General features: G+C 55.9%; 5 protein-coding genes. 3 read left to right on the top strand and 2 right to left on the bottom strand.

Annotated elements, in window-relative coordinates:
- Positions 1 to 100: 100 nt before the first annotated feature.
- Positions 101 to 15,274: an Ig-like domain-containing protein gene (locus ACT3RT_RS02935; RefSeq protein WP_496202471.1), complete on the bottom strand. Its 15,174-nt coding sequence runs from the start codon at positions 15,272 to 15,274 to the stop codon at positions 101 to 103.
- A gap of 678 nt (positions 15,275 to 15,952) precedes the next feature.
- Between ACT3RT_RS02935 and ACT3RT_RS02940 the strand changes: the two genes are divergently transcribed.
- Genes ACT3RT_RS02940 through rcsB form a run of 3 tightly spaced genes read left to right on the top strand, consistent with a single transcriptional unit; the run spans position 15,953 to position 20,498 of the window.
- A complete protein-coding gene (locus tag ACT3RT_RS02940; protein WP_353502747.1) occupies positions 15,953 to 17,128 on the top strand; it encodes an MFS transporter in 1,176 nt (391 codons plus the stop codon).
- Between the two features lie 21 nt (positions 17,129 to 17,149).
- Positions 17,150 to 19,843 (top strand): phosphotransferase RcsD, encoded by a 2,694-nt coding sequence (gene rcsD, locus ACT3RT_RS02945; protein WP_485901375.1) that lies wholly within the window; start codon positions 17,150 to 17,152, stop codon positions 19,841 to 19,843.
- Positions 19,844 to 19,847: 4 nt separating this feature from the next.
- Positions 19,848 to 20,498: a response regulator transcription factor RcsB gene (gene rcsB / locus ACT3RT_RS02950; RefSeq protein ID WP_034791695.1), complete on the top strand. Its 651-nt coding sequence runs from the start codon at positions 19,848 to 19,850 to the stop codon at positions 20,496 to 20,498.
- Positions 20,499 to 20,596: 98 nt separating this feature from the next.
- On the opposite strand, the gene rcsC is transcribed toward rcsB, so the two are convergent.
- Positions 20,597 to 23,470 (bottom strand): two-component system sensor histidine kinase RcsC, encoded by a 2,874-nt coding sequence (gene rcsC / locus ACT3RT_RS02955; RefSeq protein WP_496202472.1) that lies wholly within the window; start codon positions 23,468 to 23,470, stop codon positions 20,597 to 20,599.
- Between the last annotated feature and the right edge of the window lie 73 nt (positions 23,471 to 23,543).

The following is a 23,543-nucleotide window of genomic DNA, read 5'->3' on the forward strand; positions in this document are numbered from 1 at the left end:
ATTATTTTTCAGCCTTTTCTGGCCTTACCCATTCGTTTACTGCCTAACGCTCATTGCAAAAAAAATGCCCCCGGCGCTTACACGCTCGGGGGCTTGACTCTTAGCTTTGCTGTTGTACGTGCAGACCGTGCTGAACCAATACGTCTCCCAACGTGTTGGTGCTAGCCAGCGACGCGTTGTGGTAGACGTCAAACGTCAGGCCATCCACGGTACGCTGTCCGGTTTCAGTCCAAGCACCATCACTTCCTGTGACCAGATTCACCAGACTTCCCTCGCCGCCTTTGATGATCACTTCATCATTGGCTGAGTCTTTAACCGACTGTGCTTCGAGCAGGTTTAGCGTGATGCTGTTCGTGCCAGAGTTACCGAGGTCAAAGATGTCGATATGCTCGACTTTGAAGCCCAACAGGGTCAGATCCAGATGCTGGTTGGTACCGCCAAGTTGCAGGGTATCCACGCCAGTGCCACCGTCGATATGACCGAAGTCCAGCGTATCCACGATGATGATGTCGTTACCTGCCGTACCCACAACATCCTGCTGGGTATGGTCAACTTCAATCGTCACGCCGCCGATGGAGAACGCCGTTTCAGCATGGGCCGTGGTGCTGGTGTCGGTAGACGCCACCTGCGCTCCGGCATCCGCCGTGACCAGTGGGTCGGTCAGGGTGCTTGCCGCGTGGTGAGTGGCATCAGTGGTTGAGGTATCGCTGCTGGTGGAATGCAACGCCGCCATCGCGTGGGTGTCGTCCGTGGCCTGTACATCCAGCGACTGCGCTTGCAGCGAGATCAGTGGGCTACCCGCCGCCAGCCCCACGTGGAGGTTGATGCCGTTACCCGCCAGATCCGTCGCCTGAAGTCCAACCACGTTACCGGTCAGCGCGCCCAACAGAGTGAAGAGGTTATAAGCCGCAAACACCTCACTGCCGAACTTCGCCTGCCACGAACCGTCTGCCTGCACTACCGCGCCAAGAGTGGTACCCAGCAAGGTGACGCTGATAATGCCGCCCTGCCCGATGTTGGCGCTGCTGCCTTTCAGCGTCAGGCCCGCACCGAGGATGCCACCAATCAAGCCAGTCAGAGAGCCAAGGCCGTCGAGGGAAACCAGCGGCAGGGCGTGTGTTTTGATGACCAGCGGGCTGGTTTGGGTGGTGATGTTACCCACCGCATCGGTGATGGTGACTTTGACCGTGGTTGCGCCATCGGCAAGCGCCTTCAGCTCAGCCGCGGTAAAGGTGACATTCCACGCGCCGTTAGTGATGGTGCCAGTATGAACCACCCCACCTACGTTGACCGACACCGAACCATTCTGCACGTTAGTCGTGCCGGTCAGCGTGGTGTTGCTGCTGGCTTCGGCCAGATTGAGGAAGCCGTCACCGCCAAACAGCGTGCCCAGATTGAGCGTTGGCAGAGTATGGATACCCACGGTGACATTGGCGCTGGTATCCACGGTGTGGTTCGCGGCGTTGGTGACAGACACACCTACCCCAACCGTACCGTCAATCAAGCTGGAAAGCAGGCTTGGCAGCACGTTGACGGAGAAGGTGCCGTCTGCTTTCACCACCGCCGACAGGCTGGCCCCGCCGATAGTCACCGTCACGGTAGAACCTTCGGCGTTGGTGGTTTTACCACTGATAGTCTGCGTAACCAGCGCCTGCACCGCATTCAGCAAGCCATTGTTGAACAATGGATCCAGCGTGATGGTCGGCAAAGCGTTGGCAATCACATTCACCGCGTTGGTGATAGTACCGACGTTACCCACGGCATCGGTGAAGGTCGCGGTGACGTTCTGCAAGCCATCGGTAAGAATGCCTTTCAGATCCAACGGCGGTACGGTGACGCTAAATGCCCCGCCCACGCCGACGGTCGCCAGATAGGTTTTCCCGTTGAGGGAAATCTGCACCTGAGAACCGACAGCGACGTTGGTCGCCACGCCGCTGATGGTTTGACCGGTCAGCAGGTCAACCACGCTCAGCACGCCGTCACCAAAGATTGGGTTAAGTACAATCGATGGCAGGTTGTGAATACCGACGTTCAGGCCCGCGTTGACGCCGTTGGTGTTGCCCGCCGCATCCGTGACCGTCACACCGACGTTGAGGTTGCCATCCAACAACTGGCTCAGCTGCAGTGGCGTCACTTGCACGTTGAAGTGACCGGTGCCATCGACTGTGCCGGTGAGCACCAATGGCCCCAGCGTAACTTTGACCGACGAGCCGGCCGTGGCGTTCAGCACGGTGCCGCTGATGGTTTGGGTCAGCAGCGCTTCGGCCGCGTTGAGCACCCCGTTGCCACCAAACAGTGGGTCCAGCACCACTTTCGGCAGGCTATTGATGATGACGTTGGCATTCACGTTGGTCGAACCAACGTTACCCGCGTCGCTCACTACCGACACGCCGATAGCCAAGGTGCCGTCAGCCAGCGCTTTCAGGTCGCCCGGTTGCAGCGTAACGGCAAATTTGCCGCCCGCGTCTGTTACGCCAAGGAAGGTTTTGCCGCCCAGCGTCACTTTCACCGTAGTCCCCGCCGTAACGCCGGTCACCACGCCGCCAATGACCTGCGACGTCAGTGCATCCACCGCGCCCAGCACGCCATTGTGCAGAACGTCAGTCAGACTGATGGTTGGCAAGGTGACGTTAATCGCCGCCTGCGCGCCCACGCTGGTGGAGTTACCGTTGGCATCGGTCAGCGAGACATTGACGCCGAGGTTGCCGTTGGTCAGGCCGCTCAACAGGTTAGATGGCACAGTGACACTGAAGTGCCCAGTGGCATCAACCTGCGCGGTCAGAGGCGTACCCCCGCCGACTTGCACCGAGAGTGTGGTACCCGCCGCGACGTTTTTCACCACGCCGGTAATGGTCTGGTTCAGCAGGATATCCGCCGCGTTCAGCAAGCCATCGCCAAACAGCGGATCCAGCACGATTTGCGGCAGATTGTGCAGTGCCACGGTCAGCGGGTTCAACGCCTGAGTCAGCACGTTGCCCGCGGCATCAGTGGCGGTCAGAATAACCGGCACCACACCGTCGGCCAGACTTGCCAGAGCACCCGCAGGGATAGGGATGCTGAAAGCGTTATTGAGCACGGTTCCGGTAAAGGTCAGCGCACCGACTGCAATCTTAACAACGGTGCCGTCGGCCGCGGTCAAAGCACCGCTGACAGTCTGCTCAGCGCCAGATACCACGGTATTGAGGATGTGATCCACATTGCCCAAACCGGAGGTCAGGTCGCCCAGCACTGGCAGGATTTTCGCCACGTTGAGGTCGATAACCTGCACTTTGGTGTTACCCGCGGCATCGGTCAGCACGACGTTCAACGCCAGTGGACCGTTTGGCAGATTAGCCAACAGCGTCGGAGGAATGCTCAGGTTAAATTGACCATTCACACCGACATCGGCCGTGATCGTTTGACCGCCGATTTCCACCGCCACCTTGGCACCGACCCCCGCACTGGTGGCGACGCCGCCAATGGTTTGAGTCAGCAACAGGGAAGCCGCGTTGAGCACGCCACCTACCAGTCCGCTGGTGATATCAAGATCCAGCAAGCTGTTGAACAGCACGTTGATACCCACATCGACGCTGGTGGTGTTGCCAGACTTGTCGGTGACCGACGCGGTGAGCACGTTTGGCCCATCCAGCAGACCTGACAGGCCCGTTGGCAGGATTTGAGCACTCCAGGTTCCTCCCGGTTGTATCTCTGCGGTACCCACGGTGACGCCAGCAATCTTGATGGTGACGGTCTGCCCCGCTTCGGCGCTGGAGGTACCGGTCAGCAACTGCGTGACCAACCCTTCCGCGAGATTCAGCACGTTGTCGCCCGCCAGCACGCCCACGCTCAGCAAAGGTGCTGCGGTGTTGGTGGTGAAGGTGTGTGGCGTGGTGGTGACGTTACCCGCCGCGTCACTCAAACTGGCGCTGATGGTGTTTGTACCCGGTGGCAACCCTTGCAGATCCGCCGCCGGAACCGTGGTGCTCCATGCGCCACCCGCACCGACCAGCGCGGTATAGGTTTTGCCGTTCAGGGTCACCGTCACCGTACGGCCAGCTTCCGAGGTCGAGGCGGTGCCGCTGATGGTCTGGTTAGCCGCAGCTTCAGTTCCGTTAAGCACGTCATCACCGGCGAAGGCGTTGACGGTCAAGGTTGGTGGAACGCGATCAACCAATACGGTCTGGGTGACAGAGGCTGTTGGCCCAAGCCCGACAAAGCTTGCGGTAACGGTGTAAGTCCCATCAGTTGGGAAAACAACATTGCCTAAAACAACAGGAATAGACCAAGTTCCGTTTGCATTGAGGAGCGGTGTTGTTGTGCCAACTACTACGGGGATACCTCCAATCGTGACAGTCACAGTAACGGTCTGGACAAGAGGGTTTGCGCCACGATATTCACCTGAGAAGTTAATATCGAATGCACCACTCTCTTGAGCGTTAACGATGTTGTCGCCAGTAATAGGATTGAGCGTCAGTATCGCTGCAGGAGGCGTCAGATTGACCGAAATATCATGGACATTCGGAACCGCAGCATTGCCCGCAAGGTCAGAAACGCTCGCAGTGATGTTGGTTGCACCATTACTTAGCGTCTGCAACTGAGCAGGAGACAGCGTTAGGCTCCAGGTACCGTCAGCCTGAACAATGGCGCTCAATCCGGTGATTGAACCCACAGTAACACTAACAGTTCGCCCTGCCTCGACGTGAGTCGTGGTACCGCTAATCGTTTGTATGGTACGGCTTTCGCCATAATCTAGAACGTCATCACCCGCAAAGGCGCCCACGGTCACGGTTGGCGCAGCAGCAGCGTCTGTCGCAATACCCACGTGGGAAATCGCCGTGCTGGTGTTACCCGACGCATCTGTCGCAGTGACGGTAATGGTCTGGCTGCCCTGTGGCAGAGTCGCTATCTGCGCTGGGGTTAAGTCCAACACCCAGGTTCCGTCAGTGACGGCGGCGGTGAAGACTTGGCCACCGATATTGACGCTAACGCTGGTGCCGTCCGTGATGCCGCTTATCTGTGTTCCCGCTGCCGCTTCGGCCAAATTAATGTAGCCGTCGGTGGAAACGTTGTTCACGGTAACCACTGGCGGTGTGAAATCAGTGGTGAACGCAAATGGCACAGTATTGGTGTTGCCGCTGGCGTCGGTTGCCGTGATGTTGATGGTGTGATCGGTGCCAGTCAGGCCGCTCAGGGTGCCAGCAGGCAGGTTAAGTGTCCAAGAACCGTCAGCCGCGACGGTGGCGTTATAGATGGTGCCGTTGACATCAATCACCACTTTCACCGCTTGGCCCACGCCAGAAATGCCGGTGTTCCCCTCAATGACGAGAGGCCCCGCCGCTTCGGCGATATTCAGCACATTATCCGCACCAAACGGCTGGTTGGTGATACTTGGGTTAGGAATGTTCAGATCAACCGTAAACACTTCTGGCGAGCTGATATTGCTGTTGCCGTACTGGTCGGTGTTGGTCACGGTGATGGAGTGCGTCGGCAGCCCGGCGATATCCGCCAGTTCAGAAGTGGTTAGCTCCAGGGTCCATTTGCCGTCTGCACCTACGGTAGCGGTCAGCGGCGAAGGATTACCCGCAATGGTAACCGTCACAGTTTGGCCTGGGCCAGTGATGCCCGTTGAGCCGCTGATAGTCTGGCCTGCGGCCAATTCAGCAGCGTTGAGCACGCCGTCACCAAACACCAAGTCTATGGTTGGAACTGGAGGTGGTGTCAGTTGAACCGAAATGTTCTCGGCTTGGGTGCTGGAGTTGCCCGCAACGTCGGTCACCGTTACGGTGGCCGTCCAGGTGCCATTCGGCAAGCCTTGCAGGGTCGCGGCATCTAACGGCAGAACCCAAGTGCCGGTCGCTGAATTTACGTCGGCGGTATAGTCCTTACCGTTAAGGTTCACCGTCACTTTCTGACCATCAGAAGTGATCCCGGTAGTACCGCTGATGGAGCCACCCAGCGCCGCTTTATCAATGTTAATCGCGCCGCCAAAGCTGTCAGTGATAGTCGCCACCGGCAAGGTATTAATGTAGGAAACAAATGGCACATCGCTCGACACGCTGTTGCCCGCGGCATCGGTCACCGCCACGGTAAGGGTGTTTTGGCCGTCGGTCAGGCCCACCAGCGTGGCTGTTGGGATAGTCGCCGTCCAAGTCCCATCCGGACCCACTACCGCCGTCACCGGTTTACCATCCAGCGTTAATACCACGCTGTCGCCCGCTGCAACTTTACCGGTCACAATCTGGTCGACGCCTGACTCCAGCTTGTTCAACGCGCCATCGCCAAACAGTGGGTCGACAACGGCAGCTACAGGAGGTGTCAGATCGACCGTCACGCTGTGCGAAGCCGAGGCTGGGTTGCCCGCCGCATCGGTGTAGCTCACGGTGACGGTGCCCACGCCTTCAGTAATATTTTGTGGTGTGATAAGGCCCGGTGCCACGGTGGCGGTCCATACGTTATCCGTCACTGTGCCGGTCACTTGTACACCCGCGACACTCACCTGCACCACCGTGCCGTTTGGCAGATTGGTGCTGGTACCGGTGATAGTGAAACCATCGGCAGCCGCGGTGATATTAACGAAATCGAGTGCCTCTAGCGTCAGGACTGGCAAGTTGTTGATTGCCAGCTCAATTGCCGGATTAACCGTAATGTCTGCCACATTGCCTTGAGCATCGGTCACGGTGGCGGTGATCACCAGTGGGCCATCGGTGGTGATGGCTTTCAGGTCAGCCGCTGGGATAGTCAGCGTCCAGTTGCCGTCTTCAGGCACCAGTACCGGGTAAAGCTTGCCGTCGACGGTCACGGTGACCGTCAGGCCCGCCGGAGCCGTACCGGTAATTGGCAGGCCGAGTGCTGCTTCCACGGCATTAACAATGCCATCGGCACCAGCATCCACCACGATAGTCAGCAGCGGAGGCGTGGTATCTACCGTCACCTGATGGGTGCCGGTCGCCACGTTTTCAGCAACGTCATTACCGGTCGCGGTAATGGTGTATTCTTGATTTTGCAGCGCCTGCACGTCGGCGACAGGAACGGTGGTGCTCCATTTTCCGTCATCCCCAACGATCGCCGTGTAAGGCTTACCGTTGAGCGTGATGTTAATGGTTTCGCCCGCCACCAGGTGGTTGGAGGTCCCGCTGATCACCAGAGGCTGGTTGTGCTCGGTGCTGTTGATGACGTCGTCACCAGCAACTTTATCAATGGTAATGGTTGGCAAGTTAGCTTCGCTCGCCAGCACATTGACCTCGTGACTCGCCGATGCCGGGTTACCCGCCAGACTGGTGGCGTTAGCCGTGATCGTGGCCTGACCATCACTCAGCCCGGCCAGATCGGCAGCCAGCACCGTGGTGGTCCAGTTACCCTCTCCATCAACCACAGCGGTGTAAGTCTTGCCATTGAAGGTCAAGGTAACTTCACGCCCCTCTTCAAGCTTGGTCGAGGTGCCGCTGAGCACCAGATCTTGGCCTTTCTCAGTGGCGTTGATGTAGTCATCATTAGAAATCGTATTGATGGTCAGCGTCGGGGTGTAAGCCGCGCCAGCCTCAATGGTGAATTCATGGTTGATGGTGGTGGTGTTGCCCGCAGTGTCAGTCAGGGTGGCCGTAATGGTGTGAGGGCCATCGCCCAGAGCCTGAAGCGCGTCGTTAGGCAGTGGAATTGACCATTTGCCATCCGTGTCGACGGTGCCTTCATAGGTCACGCCGCCCAGAACCAGACTCACTTTGACGTTTTGACCACTGTCGCTGACTGATGCAGTCCCGGTCAGGGTGATAGGTTGCAGCAGTTCAGCGGTGTTGATGATGTCGTCACCCGCCACCAGATCAACGGTCAGCGTTGGTGCTACTGTGTCGACGGTGGCCTCAATGGTGCTGCTGCCGGTAGCACCGGACGCGCTGGTCGCGGTGACTTCAATGCTCAGCGCCCCTTGTGGCAGGCTCGCCAAGGCGTTGGCCGGCACGTCCAGCGTCCATTGACCATTGGCGTCCACGGTGGCATCAAAGCTGATCCCGCCGATGTTCACCTTCACGGTTTGTCCCGCGCCGGTCGCGCCGGTGGTCCCGGTCAGCGTCTGCACTTCAGCCAGCTCGCTACCGTTGAGGATGGTGTCGCCGAATGGTGCGTCGATAGATGGGAACAGCGGGCTAGGCACGCCAGTGACATTGACGGTGCCGTCAACCAGGGTTTGGTTGCCCGCCGCGTCAGTGACGGAAACGCTGTATGGATGGTCGCCGACCGCCAAATCGCCAAGGGCATTTGGTGGCACCAGCACAGACCAAGAACCGTCGGCCTGGACCACGCCGGTGTAGGTATGGCCGTCAATAGACACGGTGACCGGACGACCTGCATCGCCGATGTCGCTGGTCCCTTGGATCAGGAAGCCCGTCGCCACTTCGTCGGTGTTCAGCTTGTCATCGCCGGTCAGCGGCTCAACGCTCAAGGTTGGAGCCGTCAAGTCTATGGTCACATTGGTAGTGGTTGTGCCCGTGTTACCCGCTGGGTCTGTGACAGTAACCTGCAGAGGCGAGGAGCCATCAGTCAGGCCATTGAGCGCGTTAGCCGGGATTGTGACCGACCAGGTGCCATCATTGTTAACCGTGCCGGTGTAATCTACCCCGCCAATGTTCACGGTGACTTTCTGGTCTGGGCCGACAGCGCCGGTGTTACCGGTCAGAATCTGACCGGCCGCCGCTTCAGGCTTGCTCAGCACGCCGTCGCCAAATGGCGTATTCAGCACTGGAACTGGCAGTTGGGTGAAGACACCCACTGACTCAGTCACCGTGGTGCTGTTGCCCGCCGCGTCTGACAGGGTGGCGGTTAAAGTGTATTGACCATTAGCTAAGCCCAAGAGCGCGTTAGCTGGGATCTCCGTGGTCCACTTGCCGTCCCCCCCAACTTCAGCCAGATAGGTTTGGCCATTGATGGTCAAGGTAACGTTGCGCCCCGCGTCAGCAGGATCTGCGGAACCACTCAGCGTTACGGCGGCAGCGGCTTCGGTTGCGTCAATGTAGCCGTCGCCCGAAATTGGGTCGATGGTCAACGTTGGTGCGGTGAAGTCGACCGTCACGTTAGACGTGAGAGGCGTGCTGTTGCCCGCCGCATCGGTGGCAGTCACGGTGATCGCGTTATCTGTCTGCGGCAGCGCCTGCAAATCAGCCGATGGAATGGTCACTGTCCACTGACCGTTGCCACCCACGGTGGCGGTGTAATCTCTACCACCGAGCGTCACGGTAACGGTTTGACCATCGCCCACTATGCCGGTAGAACCACTCAGCGTCTGGCTGGTGGCGGCTTCCGCCGTACTCAGCAGGCCGTCGCCAAAGGGTTGATTGATAGTTGGTGCGGGTAGTTGGTGGGTGTAGACATCCAGCGTGACGGTGCTGCTGACCGCGTTGCCTGCGGCATCGGTTGCGGTCACTTTCACCGCCAGCGGCCCGTCGCCAAGCAGCGCAAGATCGGCTGCCCCAACCGGCACGGTCCAAGTACCGTCCGCGCCAACGGCGGCGGTGTAGGCTTTACCGTTCAGAGTGACAGTGACGTTAGCGCCCTCGGCCACGTTGTGCGATGTCCCGCTGATGTTGATGCCTGCGCCCGCTTCCTGCGCGCTCAGTTTGTTGTCACCGGTGATTGGGTCAATCGCCAGACCACTCAGCTCGGTGTTGATGGTCAGTGGCAGAGAGCCTTGCGCCGGGTTACCTGCTTTATCAGCCACTTCGGCGGTCAAGGTGATTGAACCGTCGTTCAAGGCAGTCAGGTCAGCCGCTGGAATTTGCACGCTCCATGCGCCGCTGGCCCCCACGGTGGCGGTGTAAGTTTTGCCATTCAACGTGATGGTCACTTGCTGTCCGGCTTCTACATTGGTGGTAGTACCACTCAATGTTTGGTCGGCCAGGCGCTCGGCCCCGTCGATTACGTTGTTACCCGCAAAGGCATTCAGCGTCAGGGTTGGCTGAGAATCGACGCCGGTTGCCAATGTAACATTGGAGGTCTGGGTGGTGGTGTTGCCCGCTTCGTCAGTCAACGACACGCTCAGCGGATACTGCCCGCTGGCCACGCCGTTCAGCACGCCAGCCGGAATATTTACCTTCCAACTGCCGTCACCGCCCACAACGCCGGTATAGGTAGCGCCGTTGAGGGTCACGGTGATGGTTTTACCTGCTTCGCTGACGGAAGCCGTACCTGTCAGTTCAATCGCCGCCGCTGCTTCCGCGCTGCTGACAATGCCGTCGCCGGCCAGAGGATTCACGGTCAGCGTTGGCGCGCTGAGGTCAACGGTCACATTGCTGTTAATAGTGGTGCTGTTGCCTGCGTTATCGGACGCCACCACCACGATCGGGTTGCTACCTTCCGGCAGAGCTTGCAGATCGGCCGATGGAATGCTGATCGTCCAGCTGCCATTGGCAGCGACTGTAGCGGTGTAGTCATGGCCGCCAAGGGTGACGGTGACGGTTTGGCCGTCGCCCGCTTTGCCGGTAGAGCCAGTCAGCGTTTGCGCCGTGCCTGCTTCGGTAATGTTCAGGAAGCCGTCGCCGAATGGCGTATTGATGGTTGGTTCTGGAGCCACATTGTCAACGCCGACGGAAACGCTATTAGTCAGCGTATTGCCGTTAGCATCTTTAGTGACTGCGCTGACCGTGGTGGTGCCTGGGTCAATTCCCGCCAGTTCAGGGCTGGTGAAGTTCACTAACCAGCGGCCATTGGCCAGCACTTTTACGGTATGTGACACAGTACCGAAGGTTACTACCACGTCGGTGCCCACCGGCACGCCGTAAGTCGTACCCGTAACCTGAATACCGTTTTCCGTTTCCACCGCGTTGATGACGTTATCGCCCGTTACCGGGTCGATTGCCACGCCGTTCTCAGTAATATTTACCGTGAAGTTATCGGTGCCAGAGGCTGAGTTACCGGCCTTGTCCGCCACTTCTACCGAGATAGTTTGAGTGCCGTTAGTCAGCACCTGCATATCGGTAACCGGGATGATGACGCTCCAGCTGCCGCTCTGCTGAACTTCAGCCGTGTAGGTGTGGCCGTTCAGGGTGATTTTAACGATCTGGCCCGCTTCCACGTTGGCCGTGGTGCCGTTCAGCACTTGCGCCGTTTGGACTTCCGCACCGTCTACCGCGTTATCGCCACCAAATGGATTGATGGTGATAGTCGGTTGGATACTTGGGTCGGAAACCACGTGGATGGTATTGGTGGTGCTGGTGCTGTTGCCCGCCGCATCGCTCAACGTAGCATTGATAACAAAATCACCATTGAGATTGTTCAAGGCACCGGCTGGCAGAGCAACGCTCCATACGCCGTTCGGCCCAACCGTCGCGGTATAGCTTTCATTGTTCAGCGTGATGGTGACTTCGCGCCCGGCCTCAGAGACAGAAGCCGTCCCCGACAGGGTTAACGACCCTGCGGCTTCGGCCAGGCTGATTTGCCCATCGCCCGCCAGCGGATTGATAGTCAGGGTTGGCGCCAGGGTATCTACCGGCACAGTAGCACTGATAGTCTGGCTGTTACCGGCGACGTCGGTCGCAATCACCTGAACCGGCGCCGTGCCGTTCGGCAAGTTGCTCAATACGCTGGACGGAATGCTGACGCTGAAAGTGCCGTCATTGGCGACCGTGGCGGCAAATTGCTGGCCGCCGATGATAACTGTTACATTCTGGCCTGCGCCTGTTACGCCGGTGGTGCCAGTAATGGTCTGCCCAGCGGCGGCTTCGCTGCCATTCAAGGTGCCATCGCCAAACAGCGTATCCAGCACTGGGGCTGGCAGGTTGTGCACGTAAACGTTAACGCTGCCGGTGGTCGAGATAGGGTTCCCGCCGCCATCGGTGGCGCTCACCTCGATATTCTGCACGCCATCGGTCAGTGCCTGAATAGCAGCCGCTGACAGTTGAATGCTCCAGGTGCCGTTTGCGGCAACATCCGCCTGATAATTCACGCCGCCGATGTTAACGGTGATCGCGCCCACGCCAGCAGGGACGTTGAAGGTGGTCCCGCTGATGGTCACGCCTGCCGCAGCTTCAATGGCATTGATGTTGCCATCCACGGAAATAGGATCGATGGCGATACCGCCTAACAGATCGTTAATCTCAAACGGACGGTTTCCAGTCGCTTGGTTGCCGGAACTGTCACTGACCGTCACGGCAAAGTCTGCCGGGCCATTGCCTGCATCGGACAGCGCCGAAGCTGGAATAGTCACGCTCCACGTGCCGTCTGCCCCCACGATACCGGTGTAGGTTTTGCCATCAAAAGTGACAGTAACCGTGTTGCCCGCCTCAACGTTTGTGGTGCTACCGGTCAGCTTCTGGTCAATCTGAATTTCTGCGCCGTCCACGATGTCATTGCCCGCAAAGGCGTTAACAGTCAGCGAAGGCTGAAGCGCCGGATCGGCGGCGACGTGTACGGTGTCAGTGGTGACGGTAGTGTTGCCCGCGGCGTCAGTCAGCGTAGCGGTGATGGTAATATCACCATTTATCCCAGTCAGCGTGCCGGCTGGCAGGTCAAAGGTCCATTTACCGTCTTCGCCAACAATGACGTTATGCGGCTCACCGTTTACATTGAGAACCAGCGTGCGGCCGGCTTCAGAAGCCGATGCCGTACCAGTAATGGTGATAACGCCAGCGGCTTCATTGAATGAAATTTTATTGTCACCGGTCACTGGATCGATAGTGACGTTTGGCGCAAGGGTATCCACATCGACCGCAATTGGGGTGCTAATACCGCTAGAGTTACCGGCAGCGTCTTTCACTTCGGTGGTCAGGCTGTGCGGGCCTTCGGCCAATGGCGTCGTTGGGGTATAAGACCAGTTACCCGTGCCATCAACGGTCACGGTTGCCAAGACGGTATCGCCATCACGAATAGTGACCGAACTGTTCGGCTCGGCCTTGCCGCTCAGGGTTGGCGTGGTGTCGTTTGTCGCGCCGGTGATTGGCAAATCATCGTTATTCACCAGTTTAACGTCGGTCGCAGCACCCGGCGCCGCGGTATCAATTTCCACAGCAATTGGAGCACTGATGCCGCTGGAGTTACCGGCCGCATCGCGCACTTCGGTGGTCAGGCCGTGTGGGCCTTCCGACAGCGGATCTTGCAGCGTAACGCTCCAGTTACCATTTTCATCAGCAATGGCGCTGCCCACGATGGTGTTCCCGTCGCGCACAATGACTTTGCTGCCCGCTTCGGCTTTGCCGCTAACGGTTGGCGTGGTGTCATTGGTGATGCCATCCACCGGCAGGCCGTCTCCATTAAGGATTTTCACCGCCGTGGCCGGCTCAGGATCAATAGTATCGATATTCACCACGATAGGGGTGCTAACGCCGCTGGTGTTGCCTGCGGCATCGGTGACTTCAGTGGTGATGCTGTGTGGGCCTTCGGACAGCGGCTGATCCAGAGTCAAACTCCAGTTGCCACTGCCATCAGCTTGTACGGTGCCAAGTACGGTGTCGCCATCACGAATAGTGACGATGCTGCCCGATTCGGCTTTACCGCTGATGGTTGGCTGGGTGTCATTGGTGCTGCCGTTAGTGCCGATCGGCGTGTTTTCACCATCGGTTATCTGCACGTCGGTGGCTGGCGAAGGCGAGCTGGCATCCACGACAACAGCAATTGGGGTAGTTGGCGGGCTAGCGTTACCCGCAGGGTCAGTAACCACCACGGTCAGGCTGTGATCGCCATCGCCCAGTGGTGGATTCGGTGTGAAGGTCCAGTTGCCGTTGCCATCCACCGGCGCGGTGCCAATCACCGTGCCACCGTCGCTGACGGTAACGGTGCTGCCCGGCTCGGCTTTACCACTCAGAGTTGGGGTGTTGTCGTTGGTGGTGCCGGTGATTGGCTCGTTGGCGTCATTGACCAGCGTGACGTCAGTTGCCGCACCCGGCGCGGTGGTGTCAATCTCAACCGCGATAGGTGCACTCACGCCGCTAGAGTTGCCCGCAGGATCCGTCACCTGCGTCGTAATGTTGTGAGTACCCTCGCTCAGCGGCTGGGTTGGCGTAACGCTCCAGTTGCCATTGCCGTCGACCACGGCGGTACCAATCACTGTATTACCGTCGCGAACGGTAACGGTACTGCCCGCTTCAGCCTTACCGGTAATGGTCGGCGTGGTGTCGTTTGTCGCGCCATTGATCGGCTGGTTAGCATCGTTAACCAACGTCACATCCGTCGCCTCGCCAGGCGCGGTGGTGTCGATAACCACCACGATCGGCGTACTCGGGGTACTGGTATTTCCGGCTGGGTCAGTGACTACGGCGGTCAGACTGTGGTCGCCATCGCCCAGTGGCGGGTTAGGTGTGAAGGTCCAGTTGCCGCTGCCATCCACCGGCGCGGTGCCGATCACCGTGCCGCCATCGCTGACGGTCACCGTGCTGCCCGGCTCGGCTTTACCACTGAGGGTTGGGGTACTGTCGTTGGTGGTGCCAGTGATAGGTTGGTTGGCATCGTTGACCAGCGTCACGTCAGTCGCCACACCCGGCGCGGTGGTGTCAACGCCAATGGTCACGCCCTTGGTGACGGTTTGCCCGTTGGAGCCGGTTACGCTGACGTTGGCCACATAGGTGCCGTCCGCCAGACCTTGCAGGTCGCCCGCGGGCAGAGTGATGCTCCATGAGCCATCTGCCGCCGTGGTGGTGGTGTAAGTTTTGCCATTGAGGCTCAAGGTCACGGTCTGCCCGGCGGTGACGTTGGCCGTCGTGCCGCTAAACACCTGTGAGCTACCGACTTCGGCTTTATTCAAAACATTATCGCCGGCGAAGGTTGCCAGCGTTAGGGTAGGATCTGGGTTCGAACCGCCAGGTTGTCCTGGCTCTCCGCCATTGTTGCTACTGCCGCCACCGCCGCCACCGCCGCTACTCGCAGCAATGGCAATGCCCGCGCCTAATGCCACGACGCCAAGCACTGCGCCGAGAATGGCCGGATCGAAGTTGGAGCCGTCGAGGAGCAGCGCGCCGACGTCTGGCACAGTTTCATAACCCGGCACCACCGCCACGGCAGAGCCGGGAGCAACGCCGGTATCGACGAAGGTGGCATGTTCAATCGGGTGCACGCCATCATCAAAGATCAGCTCGCTGTGGTGGCCTTTGCCATCGGTGGTGAAGAAGCCTTGATAGCGAACGGTGCTGCCATCCTGCATGTGCAGGATAAGATCGTTCCCCGCGCGCTCGTAGCTCGCAACCGCCGCGCGCGTAGCATGGACACGTACAATGCTGAGTTGGTTGAGATTGACGGTCTGGCTGGCGCCGGACACTTGGGAAATTACGCTGCCGTTAGTACGGGAAAGTACGTCGACGATGACATTGCCTTGTTGAGCCATGCTGTGTGCCCCTTAAACCCAGAGTAAGTAAATACGCACCACAAAAGTTCCTTTTCGACAGGGTCAAAAAGCGAAATGCGGTGAATTTTAAGATCATGAAAACAATGATTTACTTTCCAACTGGCGTGGGGTGCTGCATGTAAATCCAACAAAAAGGCAATAATATTTCCTGTTTTTCACAGGTTTTTTTAGAAAAAAGTCAGGCTTGAATTTGCCTTAACTCCAATAAGTTATATGCATGATTTAACCCAAATACATTAAAAAATTGTTATCAATACGATAAGAAAAATGAATCGAAACATTTTGAAATATAAGTTTGACGGCGTTATTTTTGTCGTCTACGCCATAGAATTTGACTTTAATTACTTGATGATCAAGAAATTTGACTTAAGAGAGAGTTTTAAGGATGTGCTACATTTTTGCTTAGTTAAGCTTTTTTCATCTTAAAAAAGCATAACTAAAACTTAACGATTGTGTGATCGACACTAAAATTTCACATTTTATTTACACAGCAAAAGCAGACAAATAGGATTATTGGTAGTAACACGATAAAAACTGGGCTGCTAAAATATGCCGCCTGAATTCAAAGGTTCAGTTGCCACCTTGTGTCGGGTATGTGATAAAGCACAGTCCTGTAACGCTTTTTTGTTTTCTTTATCTCAACGGACGTTCGATATCATGCCCAGCCACGACTGCCAACCAGCCTCTGCGCCGTCAGATTCTGCCCCTCTTCCCGGTGTTGCTCAGCAACACGCCACGCGGATCATTTTCTTCTTGTCTGGTTTTGCGATGGCGGCGTGGGCGCCATTGGTGCCTTTTGCCAAATTACGCTTAGATATCAGCGACGGGACGCTGGGTTTGCTGCTGCTGTGCATTGGTGCAGGTTCAACATTTTCCATGCCGTTGACCGGCTTTCTCACCGGTCGTTTAGGCTGTAAAAATGTTATTTTGCTTGCTGCAACAATGCTTTGCCTAGACCTGCCTTTCCTTACTCTGGCCGACGGCGTGGGCACAATGGCATTAGCGCTGCTGGTGTTTGGTGCCGCGATTGGCATGGTGGATGTGGCGATGAACGTGCACGCCGTGGTGGTAGAAAAAGCCAGCGGCCGCGCAATGATGTCGGGTTTTCACGGATTTTTCAGCCTGGGTAGTATTTTTGGCGCGCTGGCGGTGACACTTCTTCTGTACTTCGGACTGACGCCTTTTCAATCAATTTTACTTGTGGTCGCGCTGATGATTGTGGCGCTTATTCCCACCACGCCGCACTTCTGGCAGCACACCCGCAATAGCAGTGACGAACCGATGTTCGTCTTGCCGCGCGGCTGGGTGATTTTCCTTGGTCTGCTGTGCTTTGTGATGTTCATGACCGAAGGCGCCATGCTCGACTGGAGCGCGCTGTTCCTCGCCACTGAGCGCGGCGTCAGTAATCATCAGGCAGGAATTGGCTATGCTGTTTTCTCTGTCGCCATGACGGTGGGCCGCCTGACGGGAGATCGCATTATCAGCATCTTGGGACGGTTCAAGGTCCTGCTGCTGGGCAGCCTGTGCGCCAGCCTCGGCGTTATCCTGCTGGTCAACGTGGAAAGCTTGTGGGCTGCGGGAATTGGATTCATTATGACGGGGTTTGGCGCCTCTAATTTAGTGCCTATAATGTTCAGCGCAGCGGGCAATCAAACCTCCATGCCAGCGAATTTGGCGATTGCTTCTGTGACAACGCTTGGCTATGCCGGTATTCTTGCTGGCCCAGCCTTAATTGGTTTTATTGCTCAACTCAGCAGCTTATCGGTTGCACTAAGTTGCGTAGCCGTCTCGCTGCTGCTGGTTACAGCCAGCGCGCGCGCCGTGACTCGATAATCAAGGAAAAGCGTCACCCCTATGCCAAGTAAATATTTGTCGCTGACGTCGACTAACATTACGCGTTTTTTCTGGTTGTTCATCCTGCTGCTGGCCATGGGCCTGGGGATGTATGGTTATAATTACACCAACGCCTATTTGCGAGATAAAGAGAGAACGCTGCAAACTACGGCAGAATTGATGCAAAAACGCATCGATCACTACCGTTATATGACTTACCAGATTTACGACGACTTTACCGGCACGGCCCTGACACCTGAAGCCACCGCCGGGCAGGAAGTGCGTCTGCGTCAGGACATGTACTTCATCAATAAGCCGCATAAAAAAACTGATGCGCTGATTTTTGGTACTCATGACAGTACAACCCTCGACCTGACTCTCAAGATCTCCTCTTACCTTGACGATCAGTGGGGAGCCAAGAGCCAGCCCTATTCTATGTACTATCTGAATGGCCAGGATAACAGCATGATCCTGATCACCACTCAACAGCTACAGCAGCAGGATTCGCGCCTTAAAGAGAATTACTTCACTAATACTCTGCAAGCGCGCCGCGCCGAGATGCTCCAGCAGGCCAACACGCTGGATGAGCGCGAGAGTTACTCCAATCTGCGCCATTCGCGTCTGGCGAATGAGGCTTTCTTCTCACTGCGCACCACCTTTAACAACCCCGGCCATTTGGCGACGGTGATTGCTTTTGATCTGCCGATGACGGATCTCATCCCGCTGTCGATGGCGCGCGATAACTTCCAAATAACCAATAGCAGCGACGCCGTCAATGAAGGGGATCCGGAGCAAAGCACCGACACCAGCGGCAGTATTGCGCTGCAGGGTTGGTCGGTGAACTTCGCCGCGCCACTGAGCAACTCGCCGCTGATCCTGACCTACCACGTGCCGGTGGTCAGCATCATCGTGGATTTGACCCGCAACAACTTCTGGCTGGTGTTGATCAATCTGCTGCTGCTGGCGCTGGCGATGACCGGCATCTACTTTATTCGTCACCAGTACATTCGCCCGAGCGAGAATATGGCGGCTCAGTTGCACACCCAGCAGGCACTCAATCAGGAAATTATCTCCAGCTTGCCGATTGGCTTACTGGTTTATAATTTCAGCAATCACAGCGTGGTGGTGAGCAATAAAATTGCCGACCAGCTGCTGCCGCACCTCAGCCTGAACAAAATTGCCAATATGGCCGAGCAGCACCACGGGGTGATCCAAGCCACTGTGAACAACGAAGTTTATGAAATTCGCATGCTGCGCAGCCAAATCTCGCCAGAGACTTATCTGTTCTTGCTGCATGACCAAGATAAAGAAGTGATGGTAAACAAGACGCTGCAACAGGCGCGCCGCGAGTTCGATAAGAACCTGCAGGCTCGCAAATTGATGCTGCATAACTTGGGTATTGAGCTGAATCAGCCGCTGAATGAGTTGAATGACTTAGTGCAGTCGCTGAGTGAAAGTCAGGACGACCGCGAGCGCCAAACCCTGCACGGCCGCCTGTTGAATGAGTCACGCAACGCGCTAACGCTGGTGGATAACATCACCCTGCTCACCCGCCTTGAGACACAGGACTGGCAGCCGTCGCATCAATCTTATGGCCTTTCGGCGCTAGTCGATGAACTTTTGCTGCAGGCGCTGCCTAAGGTTAATCAAAAGGGATTGATGATCCTCAATCACTACCATCCTGAACCTGATTTAAATTTACTGGGTGATGGTCAGGCCTTGAAGAAGGTGCTGTCGCTGCTGATTGATTACGCCATCGTCACCACCTCGGTGGGCAAAATCACCTTAACCACCGAGCATGATACTGAGCATCCGGGGCAGCTGATTTTCCACATCACTGATACCGGCAGCGGCATCTCTAAGGAAGAGTTGAGTAACCTGAATTATCCGTTCCTGAGTCAAACCATGGTCGATCGCTTTAACCACGGCTCGGGGCTGACCTTCTTCCTGTGCAATCAGTTGTGCAAGAAGCTGGGCGGCCAGTTGGAAATTCGCAGCAAGATTGATATCGGCACGCGCTACACCGTGCGTATCAAGCAGACGCTGGAAGAACAAGAAGATCAGGCAGCAGACGAAAAGCTGCTGGATGACGTGACGTTGCTGCTGGATATCACGTCTGAGGAAGTTCGCGGGATTGTGACGCGCGCGATGAATGCTTACGGTGCAGTGTGTATCGTGGCGGACGAGCGTCAGGTGACGCGCGAGTATGACGTTTTGCTGACAGATAACCCGCAAAACAGTGACAAATATACCCTGCTGCTGACCAGCGATGAAGCCGGTTTCCAGCAGTTGGAGAAGCATTATATCCGCGTCAATTACAACATCAGCAGTGCGCTGATCGACGCAACCCTACTGTTAATCGAACAGCAGTTTGCTGAATCTGATGACAGTATTTCATCCGAAGAACCCGGTGAAGACTCTCTCGAGTTTTATGAAAAACAGCTAAAATCAAGCGATTACTACCAGCTGTTTGTCGAGACAGTACCGGAAGACCTAGATAAACTGTACAATGAAAATGAACGTCGTGATTTTACATCGCTTTCCCAAACCGCGCATCGCCTTAAAGGGGTATTCGCCATGCTGAACTTAACCCCAGGCAAACACCTATGTGAAACGTTAGAACAACATATCGTCGCTGGCGACGTACTGATGATCACTGATAACATTAATCACATTGATTCTTTTGTCTCCAGACTGCTGCAGCAAGGTAGCTAATCACATGAATAATATGAACGTAATTATCGCTGATGACCATCCTATTGTCCTGTTTGGTATTCGTAAGTCACTTGAACAAATTGAATGGGTAAATGTGGTAGGTGAGTTCGAGGATTCTACTGCGCTTATCAATAGCCTGAGCAAATTGGATGCTCATGTTCTGATCACCGACCTGTCTATGCCAGGCGATAAGTACGGTGATGGCATTACGCTTATCAAATACATTAAGCGCCACTACCCACAATTGTCGATTATCGTCCTGACCATGAACAACAACCCGGCTATTCTTAGCTCGGTGTTGGATCTGGACATCGAGGGTATCGTACTAAAACAAGGCGCGCCGACCGACCTGCCAAAAGCACTGGCTGCTTTGCAGAAAGGGAAGAAATTCACGCCGGACAGCGTCGCCAAGTTGCTGGAAAAAATCAGCGCCAATGGCTACGGTGACAAGCGTCTTTCGCCGAAAGAGAGCGAAGTTCTGCGCCTGTTCGCAGAAGGTTTCCTGGTCACTGAGATTGCGAAGAAGCTTAACCGCAGTATCAAAACCATCAGTAGCCAGAAGAAATCCGCCATGCTGAAACTGGGCGTAGAGAACGATATCGCCCTGCTGAACTATCTCTCCTCAGTGAGTTCTCAGCCGGTTGATAAAGAGTAAGTTCAATCAGTAATTGCAGGCTTCACGCACGAAAAAGGCACCCTTGAGGTGCCTTTTTTAATGCCTGTTTACCACTTTCGCGGTGCCCACGCGGGTAGCTAGACCTTAGTGTCGCGCAGTCGGCGTACCGATTTGCTGTAGTAAGCCAGCGTATCGCGCAGGGTTTCCAGCGTAACAGGCTTCGACAGGCAGTTATCCATCCCAGCCTCCAGACAGCGCTGGCGCTGCTCGGCCAAGGCGTTGGCCGTCACGCCAATCACCGGCAAGGTGTAACCCAGCTCGCGCAGTTTCTGCGTCAGGCCATAACCGTCCAGCTTCGGCATGTTAACGTCGCTAAGCACGATATCAATTTGGTGGACGTTCATCGCATCCAGCGCATCCAGACCGTCATTGGCGGTGACCACCTGATAACCCATAGAACTGAGCTGATCGGCCAGCAAACGGCGGTTGATTGGATGGTCATCGACCACCAGCAGGTTGATATCGCTGTTGTCTTGGGTAGTCAGCGCGCCCAAAGCTGGCAGGTTCAACCCGCCCTCTTCCGACTCATCTTCCAACTGATAAATCCGGTTGAGCAACGCCGTCACTTCCAGCGGCGTCGAGGTGCTGTGCACCCAGTAGCCCGGGCGCGTTTCCAGCGGCAGTCCAATATGGTCGATGCTAAATTCAATCTGCGCGGCCAGCTCGCCGTTGTACATCAACAGGGTATCGGTGATGAGCACGTCTTCAGCCTGAAGAATGCAGTCAGGCTGCCAGCGCTGGACATTTGCTCCTTGATGGCGCAACAGCTGGGTCAGGTAGCTTTCGAGATGCGCGTTACGGATTTCCAGCCACAGGTTTTTCCCCTGCCACGCATCAAGCGGCTTTTCACATGGGAAAGTGGCGTTATACAGCGGAATTCGCACGGTGAACTGGCTACCCAGCCCTGGCGCAGAGTCTACCGAGATATCGCCATCCATCAGGTTAATCAGCTTCTCACAGATAGCCAGCCCCAGCCCGGTACCCTGGAAGTGACGCTGCACGCCGCTGCCCACCTGGAAGAACGGGTCAAACAGACGGGTGATTTCGCGCTCAGGAATACCACAGCCGGTGTCGCGAACCTGGAACTCCATATAGTTACCACAGGTGCGCGCATGCAGCACGATACAGCCCGTATCGGTGAATTTAATCGCATTATTAAGGATGTTCGACAGCACCTGCTGCAAGCGCACTGGGTCGCCCAAGAACGACATCGGCACGTTGTGCTCGATAAAGCAGTACAGCCCAAGATGCTTCTTCACCACCAACGGCAAATAGTTACCGGCAATATGGGTGATCACTTCGCGGCAAGAGAACTCCTGCGGTTCAATTTTCAGCTGTTCGGACTCAATCTTTGAGAAATCGAGGATATCGCTGATGATTTTTAGCAGCAGTGCCGACGAGTTATTCATCGCCGTCACCAGACGGTCCACCCCCTGCGGCAAGCCCTGAGTTTGCAGCAAATCGAGATTACCTATGATGCCGTAGAGCGGCGTACGTAACTCGTGGCTGACGGTCGCCAAGAACATGGATTTAGACTGGCTGGCCTGCTCGGCGGCGTTAGCCATCTCCTGCAATGACTCTTCCATTCTGACGCGCGCACTGACGTCGATCAGCACGCAAATTGCCACGTCTTCATTGCGATAGCGCGAATGCACAAAGCTCAGCTGAATGTTGTTATTGTCTTTGGTGATGACATCGACAAAGTTGACCTGCTGGTCACAGATAATCCGCGTGATGCGCTGGCGGTCTTCCGCCGTCAGCATGTTGATGTAGTTATGCGCCAGCTCGTTACTCAGGATATTCACGCCATCGCTGATACGCAGAATGGAAATCCCCACCGGCGCAGACGCCACTATCTTGTGGTTAAACTGCTCGTGCTCTTCAAGGCGGAAGGCGTTCTGCTCAGCGGGCAGGAAGATTTTCCGCTCGAAAACCCATGCCAGAATAAACAGCAGCAAGGCAGAGAAAATATTCAGCAGAACGGCGTTAAAGATAAGAATTTTAAAGCGTTCAATGACCGTGTTAAACGGCAATGAATAGACCACGCTGAGGCTCGACGGCGATAAGGACTTCTTATAAACCAAATCGTTATAGCCATTCATGTAGCCGAAATAGGTCGCCTCTGACGGGAATCCGCCCAGGATCGAAGGATTACGCCCGCTCTCAGAGAAACTGAGCAAAGGTTCGTTATCGGCATTGAGGATCGTCACCCCCGTGTGCAGCGATGATGGCGTCACCATATCTTCCTGGCGCAGCGTCTGCTGGATGCCCATCAGCGCTTCCAGCTTGTTTCCGACATAAATTGGCGTCAAAACATAGAGATAGCCTAAATCTTTATTTGGGCCGGGTGAAACCCAGTACAGGCTGTTCTCTTTATCCTGATTCTTACCATTGCGGTACTTGAGGATTTTCTCATGCAGCGATTTCAGAACGTTGCTGTTGTCGCGTTCAATGGGTTGGCTGTTGAGGCCGAAATCGACCATACACAGGCTTTCGCCACCGATGAAGAACACCCGGTTGAGATCGTAAGCATCGGAAAAATTGTCTTTCCAATAATGGATCATGTTACCGAGTGAATTGAGCGAATTGCGGTAGCTATCGTTAAGCTGGCTGCAATCAGATTCTGAATAGAGTGGATGATAAGTCGGCTGGATATTCTTACTGCTAATGACACCGTTGATGATGTCGAGGCCGTTCATCGAATCACTAAGGCGCTTTTCGGCCATGTATTTAACATCCCGCATAATATCTGCGGAATTCTTAATGTAACTCTGCGCCTGATCGTAATTGAGATTGTCCTCATCACGGATTTCCGACTCTTTGTTGTGGAAAATATTCAGGACATAGAATGTCGTCAGCAACGCGCCCAGCGACCACAGCATAAACGCCAATACCCTGAACAGGTAACGGGAGATGCGCAGCGTTGTTCTAAAAGAGGTTAAATATTTCAAAGGACTACCATCGACATTGCGGAGTCACCACAGGGCGGAAAACGACAGTTAGAATACACTATTGTCGCAGAGA

This window comes from Ewingella sp. AOP9-I1-14 (assembly GCF_052375995.1).
Lineage (GTDB): Bacteria > Pseudomonadota > Gammaproteobacteria > Enterobacterales > Enterobacteriaceae > Ewingella > Ewingella allii.

Coding starts and splice junctions, on each gene's coding strand:
- rcsB (WP_034791695.1), top strand. CDS start 19,848: ATGAATAATATGAACGTAATTATCGCTGATGACCATCCTATTGTCCTG.
- rcsD (WP_485901375.1), top strand. CDS start 17,150: ATGCCAAGTAAATATTTGTCGCTGACGTCGACTAACATTACGCGTTTT.
- ACT3RT_RS02940 (WP_353502747.1), top strand. CDS start 15,953: ATGCCCAGCCACGACTGCCAACCAGCCTCTGCGCCGTCAGATTCTGCC.
- ACT3RT_RS02935 (WP_496202471.1), bottom strand. CDS start 15,274: ATGGCTCAACAAGGCAATGTCATCGTCGACGTACTTTCCCGTACTAAC.